The sequence below is a fragment of the Salipiger abyssi genome (genome assembly GCF_017311415.1).
Taxonomy (GTDB): Bacteria; Pseudomonadota; Alphaproteobacteria; order Rhodobacterales; family Rhodobacteraceae; genus Salipiger; species Salipiger abyssi_A.
On the sequence record NZ_JAEKIS010000003.1, the window covers coordinates 127,060 to 147,881 of the forward strand.

Below are 20,822 nucleotides of genomic sequence, written 5' to 3' on the forward strand. Positions count from 1 at the left end.
CAAGACAGCGCCGGCTCGCGAGGCCGCGACCGCATCCTTCAGGAAAAGCAAAGCGCCGCCCGGGATGTCCCCGGGCGGCGCTTTGTTTCGCGTGTGTCGATGACCGGTCAGGCGGTCTTGGCATCGCCCTTGGCGTCCGCCTGCTTCGCTTGCTTGCGCCCGAAGATGCGCTGCACGATGACGAAGAACAGCGGCACGAAGATCACGCCCAGCACGGTACCGGTGATCGTCCCGCCGAGCACCGCAGAACCGACCGCCGTGCGCCCCCCGGCGCCCGCGCCGGAAGAGAGTACCAGCGGCACAACGCCCAGCGAGAAGGCCAGCGAGGTCATGACGATCGGGCGGAAACGCTGGCGCGCGGCCTCCTTCACGGCAGTGTAGAGATCCTCGCCCCCGTCATAGCGGTCGCGCGCGAACTCCACGATAAGGATGGCGTTCTTGCCGGTCAGACCGATGACGGTCAGCAGGCCCACCTGGAAGAACACGCCGTTCTCGAAGCCGAACCAGTAGGCAGCGCCCATGGTCCCGAGTACGCCGATAGGCATGGCGAGCATCACGGAGAAAGGCACCGTCCAGCTTTCGTAGAGCGCCGCGAGGCAGAGGAAGATCGCCGCGAGCGACAGCGCATAGAGCAGCGGGGCCTGGCCGCCGGATTCACGCTCTTCCAGCGAAAGGCCGGTCCAGGCCACCGCGTAGCCCGGCGGCAGCTGCTCGACCATACGCTCGATCTCGGCCATGGCCTCGCCAGTGGTCACGCCGGGAACCGGCTCACCCTGGATCTGCATTGCCGGCACGCCGTTGTAGCGGGCGAGGCCCTGAGGACCGTAGGTCCAGCGCTCCGTGGTGAAGTTGGCGAAGGGCACGAGCTCGCCGGTGGCGTTGCGCACCCGCCATTTCTGGAGATCGGACGGCGTGGCGCGGCTTTCGGGCGAGCCCTGCACATAGACGCGCTTGATCCGTCCATTGTCGTTAAAGTCGTTCACGTAGGACCCGGCCCAGGCGATCGACAGCACGTTGCCGACATCGGTGGGGGTGACACCCACGGCCCCGGCGGCGCGCCAGTCGATATCCAGCGCGAACTGCGCCGCGTCTTCCAGCCCCGAAGGACGGGCGGACGCGATCAGCGGGCTTTGCGCCGCCATGCCGAGCAGCTGGTTGCGCGCTTCCAGAAGCTGTTCATGCGTCTGACCGCCCTGTGCCTGAAGATAGAAGTCGAAGCCCGAGACGTTGCCCAGTTCGATCACCGATGGCGGCACGATGGGAAAGACCATGGCGTCCTGGATGCCCATGAAGGCGGGGAAGGCACGTCCGGCGACGGCCTGCACGCTTTGTCCGGGGCTCTGGCGTTCCTCCCAGTCCTTCATCCTGACAAAGACGATCCCCATGTTCTGGCCCTGACCGGAGAACGAGAAGCCAACCACCCCGAATGTCGAGACGATGTTGTCGCCTTCGTTCTGGGTGAAGTGGTCTTCGACCTGCTGGACCACATCGCTGGTGCGCTCTGCCGTGGCGCCGGTGGGGGCCTGGATCAGCGTGATCAGGATGCCCTGGTCCTCCGCCGGCAGGAAGCCGGTGGGCGTGTTGTTGAACAGGAACACCATGCCGTAGCCAAGCGCCGCATAAACCGCGATGATGCGCAGCGGTCGGCGGATTAGCCAGCCCACTGTCCCGCCGTAGCCGCCGGTCAGCTTGTCGAAGCCGGTGTTGAACCAGCCGACCGGGCCGCGATGCGTATGATGCGCATCCTTGCCACGCAGGATCGTGGCGCAGAGCGCCGGCGTCAGGGTCAGAGCGACCAGCACCGACAGCGCCATGGCCGACACGATGGTGATAGAGAATTGCCGGTAGATCACCCCTGTCGAGCCCGGGAAGAAGGCCATGGGCACGAACACGGCCGACAGCACCAGCGCGATACCGACGAGGGCGCCGGTGATCTGTCCCATGGATTTCCGGGTGGCCTCGCGCGGCGAGAGCCCCTCTTCCTCCATGATCCGTTCGACGTTCTCCACCACCACGATCGCGTCGTCCACCAGCAGGCCGATGGCCAGCACCATGGCGAGCATGGTCAGCGTGTTGATGGTGAAGCCGGCGGCGGCGAGAATGCCGAAGGTGCCGAGGATAACGACCGGCACGGCCAGTGTCGGGATCAGCGTCGCCCGCAGGTTTTGCAGGAAGAGCAGCATCACGAAGAACACCAGGATGATGGCTTCGATCAGCGTCTTCTGCACCTCGTGGATCGAGATCTCGATGAACGGGGTGGTGTCGTAGGGGATCACATAGCTCACGCCTTCGGGGAAATACTGCGCGTATTCCTCAAGGCGTTCCTTGACCAGCTCGGAGGTATCCAGCGCGTTGGCTCCGGACGCGAGCTGAAGCGCCATACCCGCGGCAGGCTGGCCGTTGTAGCGACCGATGGTCGAGTAGTTCTCGGCCCCGATCTCGACCTCTGCCACGTCCTGAAGCAGTACCAGGCCGCCATCGGTTTCCGAGCGTAGCACGATGTTGCGGAAATCTTCGGGCGTCGAAAGCAGCGACTGCGCGGTGATCGTGGCATTGAGCTGCTGGCCCTCGGGCGCCGGAAGCGCACCGAAGGAGCCCGCCGAGATCTGCGCGTTCTGCGCCGACACGGCGTTGACCACGTCGTCCGGGGTCATCTCGAAAGCCGCAAGCTTGGAGGGGTCGAGCCAGATGCGCATGGCGTATTGCGCGCCAAACACCTGAGTGCCGCCAACCCCGTCGATCCGGCTGAACTCGTCCACAAGGTTCGAGCTCATGTAGTCCGAGAGGTCCGCCTGGTCGAGCGACCCGTCCTCCGAGATCAGCGCGATCACCATCATGAAGGAGGAGGACGATTTCTCGACCGTGACCCCCTGGCGCTGCACCGTTTCGGGCAGCAGCGCTGTGGCCTGGCTGAGCTTGTTCTGCACCTGCACCTGCGCCACGTCCGGGTCGGTGCCCGATTCGAAGGTCACGGTGATCGAGGCCGTCCCCGCCGAGGTCGAGGAGGACGACATGTAGCGCATCCCGTCGAGCCCGGTCATCTGCTGTTCGATGAGCTGGGTCACGGTATTCGCCACCGTCTGCGCCGAGGCACCGGGATATTGTGCGCTGATGCGCACCGAAGGCGGCGCGATCTGCGGATACTGTGCGATCGGCAGGGTCAGGATCGACAGCACGCCGATCCCCATGATGAGGATTGAGATCACCCAGGCAAAGACCGGGCGGTCGATAAAGAAACGGGCCATGACGGACTCCTGGCGCCTGTGGCGCGGGTTATTCGGTGGCGGGCTGCGCGGTTTCGGCGGGACGTTCCTGCGGGGAAACGGTCATGCCGGCAGAGACTTTTTGAAGCCCGGCGACGACGATGCGGTCACCGGGGGCGAGACCTTCGGTCACGACCCAGTTGGCGCCCTGATCGCGCTGCACCTCCAGTGAGCGGTTCTCCACGACGTTTTCGCTGTTTACCACCATGGCCATCGGGCGGCCGCGACGGTCACGGGTCACGCCTTCCTGTGGGACCAGGACGGCGTCGTTAACGACGCCCTGCGGCATCTCGACCTGCACATACATGCCGGGCAGGAGGAACTGATCGGGATTGGGGAATTCCAGCCGCAGCACCACCACGCCGGTCTGTTCGTTCACATGCGGTTCCGCGGCGGCGAGACGACCGGTATGATCGTAGGTCGAGCCATCCGCGAGGCGCAGAGTGACGACCTGATCGCTCTCTTCGGCCAGCGCCTGACCGGAGCGGCGCCAGCGGAGGATTTCCGCCGCCGACTGGGTCACGTCGACATTGACCGGGTCAAGCATGCGGATCGTGGTCAGGGCACTTGCCTGACCCGCGGTCACCAGCGCGCCCTGCGTAGTGTCGCTGAGCCCCGCGACGCCCGACAGCGGCGCCCGGATCGTGGTGCGTTCGAGGTCGATCTCGGCGGCCAGCAGGTTGGCTTCGGCCACCTTCACCGCTGCCGCGGCAACATCGCGCGCGGCGATGGCGTCGTCGAGGTTCTGCTGGCTGGAGACATTGCGCTGCCGCAGTTCGGCCTGCCGGGCCTCTTCGCGCTCGGCCGAGGCCAGCTGCGCGCGGGCCTGGGCCAGCGAGGCCTCGGCAGCGGCTTTCGACGCCTCGTAGGTGGCGGCGTCGATTCGATAGAGCGCGTCGCCTTCTTCGACCGGGCGGCCCTCTTCGAACAGGCGTTCGGTGACGATGCCGCTGACCTGCGGCCGGACTTCGGCGACGCCGGATGCGGCGACACGGCCCGGCAGGGTCGAGGTCAGGGTCACGTCCGAAGAGCTGAGGGTTACGACGGTGACGGGTTGCGGCGGCTGCGCGCCGCCGCCCTCCTGCGCGGTTGCAGGAAATACGGCCGAGGCCGCGGCCAGGCCGGCGGCCGCAAGGGTACGGCGCAGGATTCGGGGGAAACCTATGAGCATATCTTCACTCCGAGAAAGGCGTTTGGCCGCTGATTTTGCGGAACTTGCTTGCATTGCGATAAGGAAACCGGCAGGTTTTGTAAAGCGCACAACGCCAGCGGGAGAGATTTTCTTCCGCAGTGCAACATGCGGGGAAGCCAATTGCAAAAGCCTTCATCAACCGCCTCGGACGTTTTGCCGCGCCGGCGGGGCCGTCCGGTCCAGATCGACCAGGAAACGCGCGAGTGCATGGTGCTCGACGCGGCTGCGGCGCTGCTCGCGTCTTGTCGGCTGGAGGAGGTGAGCATGTCTGCCATCGCGCGCGAGGCCGGCATGTCAAAGCGCACGCTTTACACGATTTTTTCCAGCCGCGAGGCGCTTCTCGGTGCCAGCTTCGCGCGTATCGGTCGCACGCTGTTTCGGCCTCTGACCGACGATGAGCGCCGTGGGCCGCTGTCTGAACGTCTGCAAACGCTGCTGACGCTCGATCACGCGCCCTGTTTCGAAAAGATGCCGCTCGAATTGCTGCGCGCGGTCGTAACAGAGGCGCCGGTCTATCCCGGCATCGCCCGCCAGCTCGATTCGGGCGGTCGTGGGGCGTTGATCCGCTATGTCAGCGAAGAGCTGGCGCTGGCGGTCACGCGTGACGAGATCGTGCTGGACGAAATTGACGCCGACCTCGCGGCGGAGCTGCTGGTGGACATGGTGCTGGGCGACACGCTGCACCGCCTGCTGATTCCCGAAGACGCCTGCACCTCGCTCGAAGCCCGAAACCTGCGGCGTGACCGCGCCATTTCGCTGTTTCTCGACGGGCTGCGGCCGCGCTGAGCCCGGTCGGTTTGCACAGAGACCGAACCGCGTTAGAACCGGGCGGTTCCGGCTTTTCAATCCCGACACGCGGATGCGCACCATGACCGAGCCCGCCAGTCTGTCCCGTCCCCTCGCAGCGGCCCGTTTTGCAGGCCTGCTCTACCTGCTCATCATCCTTCTGGGGCTGGGCAGCGAGCTTGCTCTGCGCGGCCCGTTGCTGGTGCCCGGCGACGCGCTTGCGACGGCGGAGCGGATCCTTGCCGCGCCCGGCCTGCTCCGGCTGAGCGTTGCCGCCGATACGCTGATGGCGCTGGCCGATGTGGCGCTGGCGGTGCTTCTCTACCTGTTGTTGCGCCCGGTGAACGGAGCTGTGGCGCTGCTGGCGATGGTGTTCCGGTTGGTGCAGGCTGCGCTGATCGCCATGTCGCTGCTGTTGCTCTTCGGCGCGCTGCTGGCACTGGATCGCATGGGCGGTGCGGCGGCGGAGACCGCGCTGCTGGCGACAGAGCTGCATGCGCATGGCTACGATCTCGGGCTGGTGTTTTTCGGAATCAACAGTCTGCTGACCGGTTGGCTGCTGCTGCGCTCGGGCTATGTGCCGCGCGCATTGGGGGTGCTCCTCGGGTTGGCGGGCGCCGTGTATGTCTGTGGCAGTGCGTTGCGATTCTTCGTGCCGGCGCTGACGGAGGCCTTCGCGCCGGCCTATCTGCTGCCGGTGATCGCCGAGACGGCGTTCTGCCTCTGGCTGCTGATCCGCGGGCTCGGCCCGCGTGTGGCATAAGCCGCCGCTGGTCCAAGATTTGGCAAGAGGATCACACCGGGCGGTGTGAGCGGCGTTTGACCGGTTCCACCGCTTGCCAAACCGGTGCTGCGCTCGCAAAGTCGCCGCATGCAAATCTACCTCCCCATCGCCGAGGTTTCGGTCAATGTCTTCCTGCTCTTCGGGTTGGGTGGGCTGGTGGGGATCCTGTCGGGCATGTTCGGCGTAGGCGGTGGGTTCCTGATCACGCCGCTGCTGTTTTTCCTCGGCATTCCTCCTGCGGTTGCTGTCGCCACCGGCGCCAACCAGATCGTCGCCAGTTCTGTTTCGGGGGTGCTGGCGCATCTCAGGCGCCGGACCGTCGATCTGCGCATGGGCACGGTGTTGTTGGTGGGCGGTCTGTTCGGCGCGGCGCTGGGTGTCTGGGTGTTCAACATGCTCAAGGAACTGGGCCAGGTCGATCTGCTGGTGCGGCTTTGCTACGTGGTCTTTCTCGGTATCATCGGCGCGCTGATGTTCGTCGAGAGCCTCAACGCGCTGCGCCGCTCTAAACGCGGCGGCCCGCCGAAGCGGCGGCATCACGGCTGGGTGCACGGGCTGCCCTTCAAGATGCGGTTCCGCACCTCGGGGCTCTATATCTCAGCGATCCCGCCGATGCTGGTCGGGCTCTCGGTCGGCGTGTTGGCAGCGATCATGGGGGTGGGCGGCGGTTTCATCATGGTGCCCGCGATGATCTATCTGCTGGGCATGCCGACCAAGGTGGTGGTGGGCACCTCGCTCTTTCAGATCATCTTCGTGACCGCCTTCACCACGATGCTGCACGCGGTCACCAACCAGACCGTCGATATCCTGCTGGCGCTCGTGCTGCTGATCGGCGGCGTGATCGGCGCGCAGCTCGGCACCGCCATCGGCACGCGGCTCAAGGCCGAGCAGCTGCGCATCGCGCTGGCCTCGCTGGTGCTGCTGGTCTGCGGCAAGCTGGCGCTGGATCTCTTCCTGACGCCACATGATCTGTTCGAACTGGGGGCGCAATGATCCGTCTGGCGCTCCTTCTCCTTGCGCTGCTCACGCTGCCCGCGCGCGCCGAAGAGGTGGTGATGGGCATGAGCAAGGACAGCGTCTCGATCACCACCGATTTCGACGGATCCGAGATCCTGATCTTCGGCGCCGTCAAGAGGGAGGCGCCGATCCGCACCGATCCGCCTTTGCAGGTCATCGTGACGGTCGCGGGCCCGGTCGAGCCGGTGACCGTCTGGCGCAAGGCGCGGCGGCTGGGGATCTGGGTGAATACCGACGCGGTCGAGATCGACGCGGCGCCCTCTTTCTATGCGGTCGCCACCTCGGCGCCCTGGGACGAGGTAATCACCGATGTGGAGGATCTGCGCCACAAGGTCTCGGTGCCGCGCGCCATCCGTTCGGTTGGCGCGCCGATGAACATACTCGATTCGCAGAGCTTTACCGACGCGCTGATCCGCCTCCGCGAGGGCGAGGGGCTTTACCAACTGCGCGCGAACAGCGTCGAGCTGCGCGATTCGACACTGTTCGATACCGCCATTTCCATGCCGGCCAATATCGTCGAGGGGCTCTACAGCACCCGCGTCTTCCTCACCCGGGACGGGCGGGTGGTTTCTCAGCACGCTTCGGTGATAGAGGTGCGGAAGGTGGGGCTGGAACGCTGGCTCTTCAACCTGTCACGCAACCAGGCGCCGCTTTACGGCCTCCTGTCGCTGGTGATCGCCATCGCCGCGGGCTGGGGCGCTTCGGCCGCCTTCAGAGCAATGAAATCAGGATGACCCGACAACCACCCGCGTCCCGCTCCGACTATCGCAGCTTCTACCCGGTGCAGACCCGCTGGCAGGACAACGATCAGTACGGCCATATCAACAACGTCACCTATCTCGAATACATGGATACCGTCGTCTGCCAGTGGCAGATCGAGCAGGGCATGGACATGAGCGGCGAAAGCGCCGTGCGCTATATGACCGTGGAAAGCGGCTGCCGCTACCACGCCGAGGCGCGCTTTCCCGATGCGCTGACGGCGGGGCTGCGGCTCGGCAAGCTCGGCAACAGCTCGCTGCGTTTCGAGATCGGCCTGTTCCGCGAGGGCGAAGACACCGCCTGCGTCGAGGGGCATTTCGTGCTGGTGGCTGTCGATCCCGACTCGGTGCCCACACCGGTGCCAGACCGCGAGCGCGCGCTGCTGGAGACGATCCTCGCCTGAGTGGCGGCGCAGTTTATCATGATAAATTGACTTTCCATCGCGCGGGGCGCAGGCTCCGCGCCAAAGGAGTGTCCGCATGCTGCCCGTCGATCCCGCCCGTTTCCTCGAAGATCTGCACGCGCTGCGCCGGTTCGGCGCGGCGGGTGTCGGCAAGGGCGTATCGCGCCCCGGCTTCTCCGAGGCCGATATCGCCGCGCGCGACTGGCTGGCGACGCGCATCTCCGAGGCGGGGCTCACGCCGCATTTCGATCCGGTCGGCTCGCTGTTCGGCCTCGCCGAGGGCCGCTCGCTGCTCATGGGTTCGCATTCCGACAGTCAGCCCGAGGGCGGCTGGCTCGACGGCGCGCTGGGGGTGATCGCGGCGCTGGAAGTGGCGCGGGCGGCGCAGGAGGCGGGCGGCCCGCCGGTCTCGGTCGTCTCCTTCGAAGACGAGGAGGGGCGGTTCGGTGTGACCACCGGCAGCTCGGTCTGGGCGGGCAACCAGACGCTGGAGGGCGCCGACGCGCTGCACGATCCGCAGGGCCTGAGCTTTGCCGAGGCGCGGGCGCGGTTCGGCGCGCGGCGTCAGGGCTTTGTCGATCCGGCGCGGTTCTCGGGCTATGTCGAGATGCATATCGAGCAGGGGCCGGTTCTGGACACCACCGGCGAAAAGCTGGGTGTGGTCGAGGCCATCGTCGGCATTCGCGACATGCATGTCACCCTGACCGGCCAGCAGAACCACGCCGGCACCACGCCGATGCATCTGCGCCGCGATGCGTTCCAGGCGCTTTCGGCGTTCAACACGGCGCTGGCCGAGCGCTTCGCCAATGTGGTGACGCCGCAGACGGTCTGGACCATCGGCCATGTGGCGCTGCATCCCAACGCGCCCTCCATCGTGCCGGGCCGCGCGCGGTTCTCGGTGCAGTGGCGCGACGGCGATGCCGACCGGCTCGACCGGATGGAGGCGATCATCCGCGACACGCTCGCCGAGATCGCCACGGCGCATGGCATGGAGCTGGGCTTCGGCCCGATGCTGGGGCTCGACCCGGTGGCGATGGATGCAGGCCTGCGCGGCGCGCTGGAGGCGGCGGCGGAGGCCGAGGCGCCGGGGCGCTGGCGGGTGATGCCCTCGGGTGCGCTGCACGACGCGACCAATGTCGCGCGGCTGATGCCGGTGTCGATGCTCTTCGTGCCCTCCATTGGCGGCATCAGCCACGATTTCGCAGAGGATACGGATGAGGCCGATCTGGTGACCGGGCTCAACACGCTGGCGCGGACGGTGGCCAGAATGTAGCGGTGTTCCAGCAGTGCGAGCTGGGTTGCACATTTGCGAAAACCGCGTTTGAGTAATCGCCATGGGCAAAGCTGTTCTATTACACCGTGCGGACTCGATTTACGACGATGAGCCAGATGTAAAATACGACTTCCCAAAGACTTACCTGAATGCAATTCAGCAGGCAGTTGGGGATTGGATCCTGTACTATGAGCCGGTTAAGGCCGGACCTCGTGGCTATTTTGCTGTTGCAAAGATTCAAGACATCATTCCAAAGCCAGGGCCGGTCGGTCGTTTCCTCGCTCTTATTGAACCTGGTACTTTTTTGCCTTTCGACCGTGAGGTGCCACGCCTACTGAATGGTCAACCTCTGGAAACACTTCTGCAAAACACCGATGGGCGTCCAAAGAAAGGTGGCTTGCAGCAACTTGCGGTGCGTCGGTTGCCTGATGCGGATTTCGCGCGGATCGTTGAGCTGGGGCTGCCCGATGATCTCGAGAAACGCGAAGCTCGGCGATATGACACCCAACCTATGCAGATCAGTGACGAGGCTGCGTCATTTAAACGTCCCGTAATTGAACGGCTTCAGCGGCGGGCCTATCGGGACGTCGCCTTTCGCCGGAAAGTACGCGAGGCTTACGGACATCGTTGCGCTATTTCAGGTTTACAGCTCCGCAACGGAGGTGGACGGCCAGAGGTGCAGGCAGCACATATCCGTCCGGTCGAAGCGCAAGGAAGCGATAGTGTCCGGAATGGGCTGGCGTTGTCTGGTACGTTGCACTGGATGTTTGATCGTGGATTGATTTCCATCGACCCTGGGACTTACGAAATTCTCGTATCGCATAACAAAGTGCCTGCTGATGTTGTCGAACGTTTGATTGTGCCTGATCGAAAACTAAGGTTGCCCGATGCAAAGCGAGACTGGCCACATCCCGAAAACCTGCGTTGGCATCGGGAAAACCGGTTTGGCCAAGGGGACGCTGATGCGTTCGGTCTCATGTAAATTAATCTAGACCCACTCCACATCCCCCAGAAAGATATACCCCGCCCCATAGATCGTCTTGATCAGCCGCGGGTTCTTGGGGTCCTCCCGCAGCTTGGTGCGCAGCCGCGAGATCCGTACATCCATCGCCCGGTCAAAGCTTTCCCCCGCCGCGCCGCCAAGCGATTCCTGCATCTGCGCCCGGGTGATCAGCCGCTTCGGGCTCTCCAGAAACAGCCGCAAGACCTCTCCTTCGGCATGGGAAAACGGCGTTTCGGCGCCCTCCGCGTCCTCCAGCGCATAGCGGTCGAAATGCGCGGTCCAGCCGGCGAAGCGTGCGGTTTCGCCCCGTTGTGGCGCGCCGCGCGGGCCGCGCAGCCGGGCGCGGATGCGGGCGACCACCTCGGCCGGGTCGAAGGGTTTGATGATGTAATCGTCTGCGCCCAGCTCCAGCCCGGTCACCCGGTCCTGCACCTGCGCGCGGCCCGAGATGATGATCACCGCAGCGCCCTGTTCCAGCGCCAGCCGGTGTACCAGCGTCAGCCCGTCGCGGTCGGGCAGGCCCAGGTCCACCAGGCAGACATCCGGCGTCGCGCGTTTCAGCGCCGCCTCGAATTCCGTGGCGCGGGAAAAGCTCATGGTGCGGAACCCGGCCTCGGTCAGCGCGTCGGACAGGATCGCGCGGATTTCCGGCTCGTCGTCGAGGATGGAGACCAGCGGCGCGCTCATGCGGCGCGCCTGCGGTGGCCAAGAAAGGCCGCGAGCTCGGCATCGGTGAAGGGCTTGGCCAGCACCGGCGCGCGCCGCCGCGCCTCTTCGTGCAGCGGATGGTCGGGGGGCAGCGAGGTCATCAGATGCACCGGCAGATGCGGCAGCAGCAACGGCAGCTCGGAGCCCGGCGCCTCGCCCTCCAGCGAGATATCCGACAGCACCAGATCCACCTCCAGCCCCTCGGCCAGCGCGCAGGCCTCCGCCACCGAGGCCGCCTCGGCAACGCTGTGTCCGAGCCCGGTGAGCGTTTCGCGCAACTGTGCGCGCAGCTCGGGATTGTCCTCGACCAGCAGCACCAGCCCGCCCCGCGCCAGCGACTCTGCCGGGCGCAGCGGCAGGCGCAGGGTCACGCAGGCGCCGCCCTGCGCGCCGTTGGCCAGCTTCACCTCGCCGCCCGCGAGCTTTGTCATGTCATAGACCATCGCCAGCCCCAGCCCGGTGCCCTCGCCTCCCTTGGTGGTGAAGAACGGATCGAGCCCGTGTTTCAGCGCCTGCTCGCTGAAGCCCGGCCCGGAATCGCGCACCTCCAGCTCCAGCCAGGTGTCCTTGAGCCGGCGCAGGGCGATGTGGATCGTACCCGGCCCAGCGCAGGCATCGGCGGCGTTCAGCACGAGGTTCAGCGCCGCGTCCTGCAAAAGGCCCGGATCGAGCAGATAGGCGCCCTCTGCGCTGGTTTCTATCTCGAGCGTCAACCCTGCCGGCAGGGAGGGCGTGGCCAGCGTCTCCAGATCGCGCAGGAAACCGGCCAGTTCTACCGGCTCGGGCCGCCAGGCGCGGTGGCTGGTGATATCGGCGATGCGGTTCAGCAGATCGCCGCCGCGCCGCGCCGCCTGCAAGGTCGCGGTGACAAGCGCCTCGGCCTGCGGGTCGGAGACCAGCCGCGCCAGCTTCGACTGCATGCCGAGGATGATGGTCAGCAGGTTGGAGAAATCATGCGCCATGCCCGAGGTGAGCTGCACCGCCAGCTCGCGGCGCCGGGTCTGTTGCAGCGCTGCGCGCGCCTGGGTCTCCTCGGTGACGTCATGGCTGAGGATATAGACCCCCGGCTCCACCGGATCGGGGGTGAACATCGCGCGGATTCGGCGCGACGAGCCCTCGTCGGTAAATTCGAAAATGCTCTCCTCGCCGCGCAGCGCACGCTCGAGATAGGGCTGCACCTTGCGATAGGCCGCCCCCAGCGCCTCGGAAATATGCAGCCCGACAATCTCGGAGGGCCGCCCGGGCATCACCGACGAAAGCCGCCGGTTGGAAAAGCTGTAATGCCCGCTGGCATCGACCCGGGCGATATGCGCCGGCATCATCTCGGTGGTAAGCCGCGTGCGCGCCTCGCTCTCGCGCAGCTCGCGCTGGGCCTCTTCCAGCGCGGCATTGGTGGCGGCGAGCTTGCGGTTGGCGGCGGCCAGCTCTTCGGAACGTTTCAGCACCTCCTCCGACAGCAGCTCCGACCGGGTGCGCAGCAGCGCCTCCTGCCGCTTGACCGCGGTGATATCGGTATAGACCGTCACCCAGCCGCCCTGTGGCAGCGGCGCGCCCTCGACGCTGATGGTGCGGCCATTGGCGCGGGTGCGCTCCATGTAATGCGGTTCGAAGGCGCGGGCCTGGTCGACGCGTGCGCGGATGAAGGTTTCCTGATCGTCCACCGGGCCGTATTCGCCGCAGGCCACGAGGTGGCGAATGGTCTCCTCGAACCCGGCGCCCTCGGTCATCAGCCGCTCGGGCAGGTCGAACATCTCGCCGAAGCGCCGGTTGAAGACCGCCAGCCGTAGATCGCTGTCATAGATCGACAGCGCCTGCTGGATCAGGTTCAGCCCGGCCTGGGTCATCGCGGTCTTGGTCATCGCTCCTCCTGCCTCATGGCTAGCACCGCCCCGGGGCTCTGGGAAGCGTCTGCGGCTTTCATCTTTCTGCAAATACTCCCGCGCCGGGGCCGCCTGCGCGGCGCCTGTTACAATTCGTAAGGATTGGGAAAACTTCACGAAAACATTGACCGCCAGCATGGATCCGACGCTTAATAGAGTCAGAGTCGCGCAGCAGACGCGGCGGCCCTCTTGAGGAGGGGGGCAACGCCCGGGCAGCCGGGTGGCAAGGGAGGAAGATCATTGGCTGACACGTCCGAGGGCGCGGCTTCGCCGCGGTCGATTCCGGGGCTGTTGCAGCGGAACGCCAGCCGTTTCGCCGGCCGTCCGGCCTATCGCGAGAAAGAATACGGCATCTGGCAGAGCTGGAGCTGGGCGGAGACCGAGAAGGAGATCGAGGCCTTCGCGCTGGGCCTGCTCAATCTCGGCGTGGCGCCTGGCGATCATGTGGCGGTGATCGGGCGCAACCGTCCGACGCTCTACTGGTCGATGGTGGCGGCACAGATGTGCGGCGCGGTGCCGGTGCCGCTTTATCAGGACGCAGTCGCCGAAGAGATGGAATATGTGCTCCAGCATTGTGGCGCACGCTTCGTCATCGCCGCCGATCAGGAGCAGGTCGACAAGGTCATCGAGATCCAGGACGATCTGCACCAGTTCGAGCACATGATCTATGTCGATCCGCGCGGCATGCGGAAGTACGATCATCGCCAGCTGCACGATTACGCCCATGTCCAGGACCAGGGCCGCGCCGCCTATGACGAGCTGATCGGCGAGTTGACCGCGCGGCGGGAGGCGCTGGATTATGACGACACCTGTGTGATGCTCTACACCTCGGGCACCACCGGCAAGCCCAAGGGTGTGGTGCTGTCGAACCGCAATATCATCGAGACGGCGAAGAATTCCTCAGAGTTCGACAGGCTGACCCCCGGCGAGGAAGTACTCGCCTGGCTGCCGATGGCTTGGGTTGGGGATTTCATCTTCTCCATCGGGCAGGCGTTCTGGACAGGGTTCTGCGTGAACTGCCCGGAAAGCGCCGAGACCATGCTGACCGACCTGCGCGAGATCGCGCCCAGCTATTATTTCGCGCCGCCGCGTGTGTTCGAGACGCAGCTCACCCAGATCATGATCCGGATGGAGGATGCCGGCGCGCTGAAGCGGCGGATGTTCCGGTATTTTATGGATCATGCGCGCCGCGTCGGACCGAAGATCCTCGATGGCAAGCCGGTGGGTGCCTTCGACCGGCTGAAATACGCGCTTGGATCCATATTGGTCTACGGTCCGCTGAAGAACGCGCTGGGCTTTTCCCGGGTGCGGGTGGGCTATACCGCCGGCGAGGCGATCGGGCCGGAGATCTTCGATTTCTACCGCGCGCTGGGCATCAACCTGAAGCAGCTCTACGGCCAGACCGAGGCCAGCGTCTTTATCACCCAGCAGCCCGATAACGAGGTGCGGCCCGACACGGTGGGGGTGCCGAGCCCCGGGGTGGAGATCAGGATCACCGAGAGCGGTGAGGTGTTCTACCGCTCGCCCGGGGTCTTCGTGGAATATTACCAGAACCCCGAGAGCACGGCGGATACCAAGGATCCGGAGGGCTGGGTGGCCACCGGCGATGCCGGTTTCTTCGAGGAGGCCACCGGGCATCTGCGGATCATCGACCGTGCCAAGGATGTGGGCAAGATGGCCGACGGCGCGCTGTTTGCGCCGAAATACGTGGAGAACAAGCTCAAGTTCTATCCGAATATTCTCGAGGCGGTGGTGTTCGGCGCCGGTCGCGACCGCTGTACCGCCTTCATCAATATCGACCTGACGGCGGTGGGCAACTGGGCCGAGCGCAACAATATCGCCTATGCCTCCTATCAGGAGCTGGCCGGGCATCCGCAGGTGCTGGAGACGATCCGCGAGCATGTGGAGGAGGTGAATGCCAGCGTGGCGCAGGACGAGATGCTGTCGGGCTGCCAGATCTACCGCTTTCTGGTGCTGCACAAGGAGCTCGACGCCGACGATGGCGAGCTGACGCGGACCCGCAAGGTGCGGCGCAAGATCATCGCCGAGAAGTTCCACGATCTGGTGACCGCGCTCTACGATGGGTCCGAGAGCATTTATACCGAGACCGAGGTCACCTATGAGGACGGTCGCAAGGGCAGGATCAAGGCGACGCTGACGATCATGGATGCGCGGGTGGTGCCGGTGACACCGCCCGCCGCGATTGCGGCGGAGTGAGCTGTTGGACTGGCGTGTTTCCTTTCGAAGGGTTCGATCCCGCGTTCCGGTTCGTGGCAGGGCCGCGGCACGTCGATCCAAGGCGGCGCTGGCCGTCGCGGTCGGATGTGTCGGGATGATGGCTGACGCTCCTGCTGCGCAGGTCGCCCCACCCACCATCCCGAGGCGCGCCCAGCCATGGCGAAAGCCTGTGTCACGGGGGATTCTTGTGACCGGGCTCGTCACCGTGTGCGGAGCGGCATCGGCGGGGCTTCCGGACGATTGGAGCGACCTCTTCGAACGGTGCCGGGTTTCGGTGGAGCAGGGTGTGCCCTTTGAGGCGCGGGGGCTGGAGCGGGCGCCGGAAGAGGAGCGGCTGGGAATGGCCAGCGCGGCACGCACCGTCAAGGCAGGTAACCGGATCCACAAGCTGCCGGCAATCAAGGCGCCGGACGCATTGTGGCATGTGCCGGGCGGGCGGTTTTCCGTCGCGATCACGGAGAGCAATTGCACGGTGCGGCAGCGCGCGGGACAGCGGCTTTCAGTGGACGAGAAGCAGGATCTGATCGCGCGGTTCAAGGAAGATCGCGATGCGCTCGTCGCGGCGGGCAGTCACGAGATGCGCATCGTTCAGCCGGGCAGACCGGTGCAGCAATTCGCCTTTCGCCCGCTGCGCCGCATGGCGGACGGAAAATGCGTGATCTCGACAATCTCGTGGACGCTGAAATGGCTCGCCGGGGGCACCGGTGTGCAGCCGGACCGGCTCTGCGATCTTCCGGAAAGGTAGGACGGCATGAAGGACACGCAAGGCTACGTGACAGCCGACGGGCGGCAGATCGGCGGGGTTCTGATGGAGCTGCGCAATATCACCCTGCGGTTCGGCGGCGTGGTGGCGATCAAGGACATCTCCTTCGACATCCGCGAGGGCGAGATCCGCGCCATCATCGGGCCGAACGGGGCGGGCAAGAGCTCGATGCTGAACATCATCAGCGGGTTCTACACGCCGTCGGAGGGCGAGCTCTGGTACAAGGGCGCGAAACGCCCGCCGATGAAACCCTATGAGGTGGCGCGCATGGGGGTGGCGCGGACCTTTCAGAACATTGCGCTCTTCGAGGGCATGTCGGTGCTCGACAATGTCATGACCGGGCGGCTCACCCATATGAAGGCCGGCATCGCCAGCCAGGCGCTTTGGTGGGGCAAGGCGCGAGACGAGGAGATCGCCAACCGCGAGGTGGTGGAGAAGGTGATCGACTTTCTCGAGATCCAGGCCATTCGCAAGACCCCGGTGGGGCGGCTGCCCTACGGGCTCAAGAAGCGGGTGGAGCTGGCGCGCGCGCTGGCGGCGGACCCTTCGGTGCTGCTGCTCGACGAGCCGATGGCGGGGATGAACGTGGAGGAGAAGGAGGACATGAGCCGCTTCATCCTCGACGTGAACGACGAGTTCGGCACCACCATCGTGCTGATCGAGCACGATATGGGGGTGGTGATGGATCTCAGCGACCGGGTGGTGGTGATGGATTACGGCAAGAAGATCGGCGACGGGCCACCCGAGGAGGTGCGCAGCAATCAGGACGTGATCGACGCCTATCTGGGGGTGGCGCATTGACGGGCCGGGTGGAACGGAGAGCTCCGTCCCGGGCGTGTCCCGGGACCTCGGGCGGTGAGGTCCCGGATCAAGTCCGGGGCGGGCTTTCGGACCGGGTCCGGGGTGGCAGTGAGAAGGGGCAGAGGACATGCTGAACGAGATTTTCATCAAACCCTTCGTGGATATGGTGGAGGCGCCGGATTTCCTGATGCAGGTGCTCTGGGAGGGCTTGGTTTCGGGGATCCTCTATGCGCTGATCGCGCTGGGCTTCGTGCTGATCTACCGCTCGAGCCGGATCTTCAACTTTGCTCAGGGCATCATGGTGGTGTTTGCGGCGCTGACGCTGGTGGGGCTGCATGCGATGGGCGTGCCCGCCTGGATCTGCGTGGTGCTGACGCTGGGCGTGATGTTCGTGCTGGCGGTGACCATCGAGCGGGTGGTGCTGCGACCGCTGGTCGGCCAGCCCGACATCATCCTCTTCATGGCGACCATCGGCATCACGCTGTTCCTGATCGGCTTCGGCGAGATCATCTTTGGCGGCGAGAACAAGGTGATGATCACCGAGCAGCTGGGCATCCCCACGGACTCGGTGCTGCTGGAGCCCTGGGGCGGGCTGCTGATCCTAGAGCAGAAGGATATCACGGCGGTCGCGGTCGCGGCGCTGCTGGTGGTGGCGCTGCTGGTCTTTCTCAACAAGACCCGCATGGGCCGGGCGATCCGGGCGCTGGGCGACGACCATCAGGCGGCGCTGTCGGTGGGGATCTCGCTCCAGACGATCTGGGTGCTGGTCTGGTTCATCGCGGGCATCATCGCGCTGGTCACCGGCATCGCCTGGGGGGCACGCGCAGGGGTGAGCTTTGCGCTGGAGGTGATCGCCTACAAGGCGCTGCCGGTGCTGATGCTGGGTGGACTCGAATCGATCACCGGCGCCATCGTGGGCGGGCTGATGATCGGCATGCTGGAGAAACTCTTCGAGATCTACTGGGGGCAGCCGCTGCTGGGGGGGAATACCGAGACCTGGTTCGCCTTTGTCCTCGCCCTGATCGTGCTGCTGTTCCGCCCGCAGGGGCTCTTTGGAGAGCGCATCATCGAGCGTGTGTAGACCGGGAGCCTCCGGCGGGAGTATTTTCCGGAAAGATAAAGGCGCGGGCGGAAAGAGGAGCCGGCCGGGCTTTGAGAGAAGGGAGAAGAGCAATATGGCAAAGCTGATTGCGATCCTGAACGTGGTGGCCTGGGCCGGCTTCTGGGCCTTCGGCTATCTCGCGCTGACCGCCAATAGTGCGGCGGGCGGGCAGGTGGTGACGGCGCTCATCCTGGCGGCGCTGGGCGGTGCGCTGGGGCTCTGGGCCTGGTTCTGGCTGGTGAGCCACAGCGAGCGCACGGGCTATGCGGATGCGCCCAAGCGCGCCTTCCCGGACGAGTTCCGGGAGCGCGAAGGCCATATCTGACACCGCTTTCGCGGCGGCTCTGAACGACGGATTTCGCGGCGGGGTATCCCGACCGCACTGGCGCCCTGCGCGCCGATGAACAAGGGAGAGGAGGCGGCATGCTCTATCGCACGGCCGGACAATTCAAGACCAGCTACCAGGCGGATCAGGCGCTGTTTCCCGTCCGGCAGGACGCGGTGCTGCTGGGGGTGGTGCTGCTTTTCGCCTGGGTGATCTTTCCGCTGACGGCGAGCGAGTTCGCCTTTCAGACGCTGCTTATCCCGATCCTGATCTATTCGCTGGCCGCCCTCGGGCTGAACCTGCTGACGGGATATGCGGGGCAGCTCAGCCTCGGCACCGCCGCCTTCATGGGGGTGGGCGCCTATGCCTGCTACAAGCTGGTGACGCTGATGCCCTGGCTGAACCCGGTGGTGGCGATCCTGTTCTCGGGCGCGTTCAGCGCCGGGGTCGGCGTGGCCTTCGGCATCCCGTCGCTCAGGATCAAGGGGTTTTACCTCGCCATCGCGACGCTGGCGGCGCAGTTCTTTCTCGTCTGGCTCTTCGAGAAATGGGGCTGGCTTTACAATTACAACGCCTCGGGTGCGATCCAGGTGCCCAATCTCGAAATGTTCGGGGTCTATGTGGCCGGGCCGCAGGCCTCTTCCGTCGTGCAGTATTTCGTGGTGTTGGCGGTGGTGACGCTGATGACCCTTGTCTGCATCAACCTGACGCGCGGCAATCTGGGGCGGAGCTGGAAAGCGACGCGGGACATGGATATCGCGGCGGAACTCATCGGCATCAACCTGATGCGCTCGAAGCTCACCGCCTTTGCGGTGTCGTCTTACGTGGTGGGTGTGGCGGGCGCGCTCTTCGTCTTCATGTGGCGCGGGGCGGCGGAACCCAACCTCTTCGACATTCCGCTGTCGTTCCGCATCCTCTTTATCGCGATTATTGGCGGGCTGGGCTCGATCCTCGGCAACTATCTGGGCGCGATCCTGATCGTCGGCCTGCCGGTGCTGCTCAATACGCTGCCCGAGGCGCTGGGGCTGCCGATCAGCTCGGCCACGGTCGAGCATCTCAATATCATGATCGTGGGCAGCCTCATCGTCTTTTTCCTGATCATCGAGCCGCACGGGCTCGCCCGTCTCTGGGCACTGATCCGGGAGAAACTCATCATCTGGCCCTTCCCGCACTGACCGGGACGGGACCAAGGAAACGTCATCGTAAAAGGGAGGAGACTTTACCGATGAAACATGTCGCCAAACTGGCCGCGGCCGCCGCTCTGGGCGCGCTGATGGGCAGCACCGCGCTGGCCGAGGGGTTGTATACCCCGAACCTCGCTTACCGCACCGGGCCCTTTGCGGCCACTGGCATCCCGCTGATGAACGGGCAGGCCGATTACATGGCCATGCTGAACGCCCGCGATGGCGGCATCGGCGGCGTCATGGTCGATTTCGAGGAATGCGAGACCGGCTATTCCACCGAGAAGGGCGTGGAATGCTACGAAAAGACCAAGGGCAAGGCGATCGTCACACAGCCCTGGTCCACCGGCATCACGCTTCAGGTGCTGCCCAAGACCAATGTCGACGAGATCCCGATCCTGGCGCCGGGCTATGGCTTTTCGCCCATGGCCGACGGCAAGGTGTTCCAATGGGCGTTCAACGCGCCGCTCAGCTATTGGGACGGCGCGTCGATCATCCTGAAATTCCTTCAGGATCAGGGCGATCTGAGCGGCAAGAAGGTGGCCTTCCTGCATCTCGACCATCCGTTCGGCAAGGAGCCGCTGCCCTATCTCGAAACCAAGGCTGAGGCGCTAGGCTTTGAGCTGCTGCCGATCCCGGTGGGGCTGAAGGAGATGCAGAACCAGTCGGCGCAATGGTTGCAGATCCGCCGCGAACGGCCGGATTACGTGATCATGTGGGGCTGGGGCGCGATGAACGCCGGCGCCATCACCGAAGCGGTGAAGACCAAGTTCCCGATGGAGAACATGCTGGGCGTCTGGTGGTCGGGTCATGACGCCGATCTCGACATCGTCGGCGAGGAAGGCAAGGGCTACAAATCCGTGAGCTGGTCCTTCCCCAACCCGGATGCGCCGGTGATGGCGGATGTGAAGCAGCATGTGATCGACGCCGGCAAGAGCCAGGCCAGCGCCGACGAGCTCGACGGGGTGTTCTATTCCCGAGGTCTGGTGATCTCGGCGATCCTCGCCGAGGGCATCCATGTGGCGCAGGAGCATTTCGACAAGGCGGAGATTTCCCCGTCCGATCTGCGCTGGGGTCTGGAGAATCTCGACATGAGCGAGGCGCGGCTGGACGAGCTGGGTCTGACCGGCATGGTGCCGCCCTTCTCGACCTCCTGTTCCAACCATGCCGGCCATTCCGGTGGCTGGATCCTGGAATGGGATGGGGCGAAATTCGTCAAGGCGTCGGATCTGATCATGCCGGACAGCGAGGCGATTTCCGAGCTCGAGCTGTCGCGGGCGAAGGAATACGCCGAGGCCAACGCGCCCTGGCCGGTGAACGAAGATTGCAAGATGTGATCTGACC

18 protein-coding genes are annotated in these 20,822 nt (G+C 65.1%); 14 read left to right on the forward strand and 4 right to left on the reverse strand.

Annotation, left to right across the window (positions count from 1 at the left end):
- Positions 1–107 precede the first annotated feature (107 nt).
- The gene (locus tag I6N89_RS05720) at positions 108–3,245 is read right to left on the reverse strand and encodes an efflux RND transporter permease subunit (RefSeq protein ID WP_207017244.1); all 3,138 of its coding nucleotides are present in this window, start codon (positions 3,243–3,245) and stop codon (positions 108–110) included.
- 28 nt (positions 3,246–3,273) lie between these two features.
- Complete coding sequence (locus I6N89_RS05725; protein WP_207017245.1) at positions 3,274–4,434, reverse strand: efflux RND transporter periplasmic adaptor subunit; 1,161 nt, start codon at positions 4,432–4,434, stop codon at positions 3,274–3,276.
- 228 nt (positions 4,435–4,662) lie between these two features.
- Between I6N89_RS05725 and I6N89_RS05730 the strand changes: the two genes are divergently transcribed.
- The 7 genes from I6N89_RS05730 to I6N89_RS05760 all read left to right on the forward strand — a co-directional run bounded on the left by I6N89_RS05730 (position 4,663) and on the right by I6N89_RS05760 (position 10,459).
- Positions 4,663–5,241 (forward strand): TetR/AcrR family transcriptional regulator, encoded by a 579-nt coding sequence (locus I6N89_RS05730; protein ID WP_268957242.1) that lies wholly within the window; start codon positions 4,663–4,665, stop codon positions 5,239–5,241.
- 82 nt (positions 5,242–5,323) lie between these two features.
- On the forward strand, positions 5,324–6,004 hold the full coding sequence (locus I6N89_RS05735; protein WP_207017247.1) for a DUF4386 domain-containing protein: 681 nt from the start codon (positions 5,324–5,326) through the stop codon (positions 6,002–6,004).
- 108 nt (positions 6,005–6,112) lie between these two features.
- Complete coding sequence (locus I6N89_RS05740; protein ID WP_207017248.1) at positions 6,113–7,018, forward strand: sulfite exporter TauE/SafE family protein; 906 nt, start codon at positions 6,113–6,115, stop codon at positions 7,016–7,018.
- The gene (locus tag I6N89_RS05745) at positions 7,015–7,776 is read left to right on the forward strand and encodes a TIGR02186 family protein (RefSeq protein WP_207017249.1); all 762 of its coding nucleotides are present in this window, start codon (positions 7,015–7,017) and stop codon (positions 7,774–7,776) included. The genes I6N89_RS05740 and I6N89_RS05745 overlap by 4 nt, the downstream gene beginning before the upstream one ends.
- On the forward strand, positions 7,773–8,204 hold the full coding sequence (locus I6N89_RS05750) for an acyl-CoA thioesterase (RefSeq protein ID WP_207017250.1): 432 nt from the start codon (positions 7,773–7,775) through the stop codon (positions 8,202–8,204). The genes I6N89_RS05745 and I6N89_RS05750 overlap by 4 nt, the downstream gene beginning before the upstream one ends.
- A 76-nt stretch (positions 8,205–8,280) precedes the next feature.
- Positions 8,281–9,477: a hydantoinase/carbamoylase family amidase gene (locus tag I6N89_RS05755; RefSeq protein ID WP_207017251.1), complete on the forward strand. Its 1,197-nt coding sequence runs from the start codon at positions 8,281–8,283 to the stop codon at positions 9,475–9,477.
- Between the two features lie 61 nt (positions 9,478–9,538).
- The gene (locus I6N89_RS05760; protein ID WP_207017252.1) at positions 9,539–10,459 is read left to right on the forward strand and encodes an HNH endonuclease; all 921 of its coding nucleotides are present in this window, start codon (positions 9,539–9,541) and stop codon (positions 10,457–10,459) included.
- A 6-nt stretch (positions 10,460–10,465) separates the two neighbouring features.
- Here the strand turns inward: I6N89_RS05760 and I6N89_RS05765 are convergent, their stop codons facing one another.
- Together I6N89_RS05765 and I6N89_RS05770 are read right to left on the reverse strand one after the other, a co-directional pair.
- On the reverse strand, positions 10,466–11,167 hold the full coding sequence (locus tag I6N89_RS05765; protein WP_207017253.1) for a response regulator transcription factor: 702 nt from the start codon (positions 11,165–11,167) through the stop codon (positions 10,466–10,468).
- Positions 11,164–13,047, reverse strand: coding sequence for a PAS-domain containing protein (locus I6N89_RS05770; RefSeq protein WP_207017258.1), 1,884 nt, complete (start codon positions 13,045–13,047; stop codon positions 11,164–11,166). The genes I6N89_RS05765 and I6N89_RS05770 overlap by 4 nt, the downstream gene beginning before the upstream one ends.
- Positions 13,048–13,308: 261 nt before the next feature.
- On the opposite strand from I6N89_RS05770, the gene I6N89_RS05775 reads away from it, so the two are divergent.
- The 7 genes from I6N89_RS05775 to I6N89_RS05805 all read left to right on the forward strand — a co-directional run bounded on the left by I6N89_RS05775 (position 13,309) and on the right by I6N89_RS05805 (position 20,815).
- Positions 13,309–15,285: an AMP-binding protein gene (locus I6N89_RS05775; protein WP_207017260.1), complete on the forward strand. Its 1,977-nt coding sequence runs from the start codon at positions 13,309–13,311 to the stop codon at positions 15,283–15,285.
- Between the two features lie 208 nt (positions 15,286–15,493).
- Entirely contained in the window at positions 15,494–16,051 is a 558-nt protein-coding gene (locus tag I6N89_RS05780) for a hypothetical protein (RefSeq protein WP_207017262.1), read from the forward strand.
- A 6-nt stretch (positions 16,052–16,057) separates the two neighbouring features.
- Positions 16,058–16,870 (forward strand): ABC transporter ATP-binding protein, encoded by an 813-nt coding sequence (locus I6N89_RS05785; RefSeq protein ID WP_207017264.1) that lies wholly within the window; start codon positions 16,058–16,060, stop codon positions 16,868–16,870.
- Positions 16,871–16,997: 127 nt separating this feature from the next.
- On the forward strand, positions 16,998–17,951 hold the full coding sequence (locus tag I6N89_RS05790) for a branched-chain amino acid ABC transporter permease (protein ID WP_207017265.1): 954 nt from the start codon (positions 16,998–17,000) through the stop codon (positions 17,949–17,951).
- Between the two features lie 94 nt (positions 17,952–18,045).
- Positions 18,046–18,297 carry a hypothetical protein gene (locus I6N89_RS05795; RefSeq protein WP_076697424.1) on the forward strand — a complete coding sequence of 84 codons (252 nt, stop codon included), beginning with the start codon at positions 18,046–18,048 and terminating at the stop codon, positions 18,295–18,297.
- A 98-nt stretch (positions 18,298–18,395) separates the two neighbouring features.
- The gene (locus tag I6N89_RS05800) at positions 18,396–19,472 is read left to right on the forward strand and encodes a branched-chain amino acid ABC transporter permease (protein WP_207017266.1); all 1,077 of its coding nucleotides are present in this window, start codon (positions 18,396–18,398) and stop codon (positions 19,470–19,472) included.
- Between the two features lie 50 nt (positions 19,473–19,522).
- Complete coding sequence (locus I6N89_RS05805; RefSeq protein ID WP_207017267.1) at positions 19,523–20,815, forward strand: ABC transporter substrate-binding protein; 1,293 nt, start codon at positions 19,523–19,525, stop codon at positions 20,813–20,815.
- The last annotated feature ends 7 nt before the right edge of the window (positions 20,816–20,822 follow it).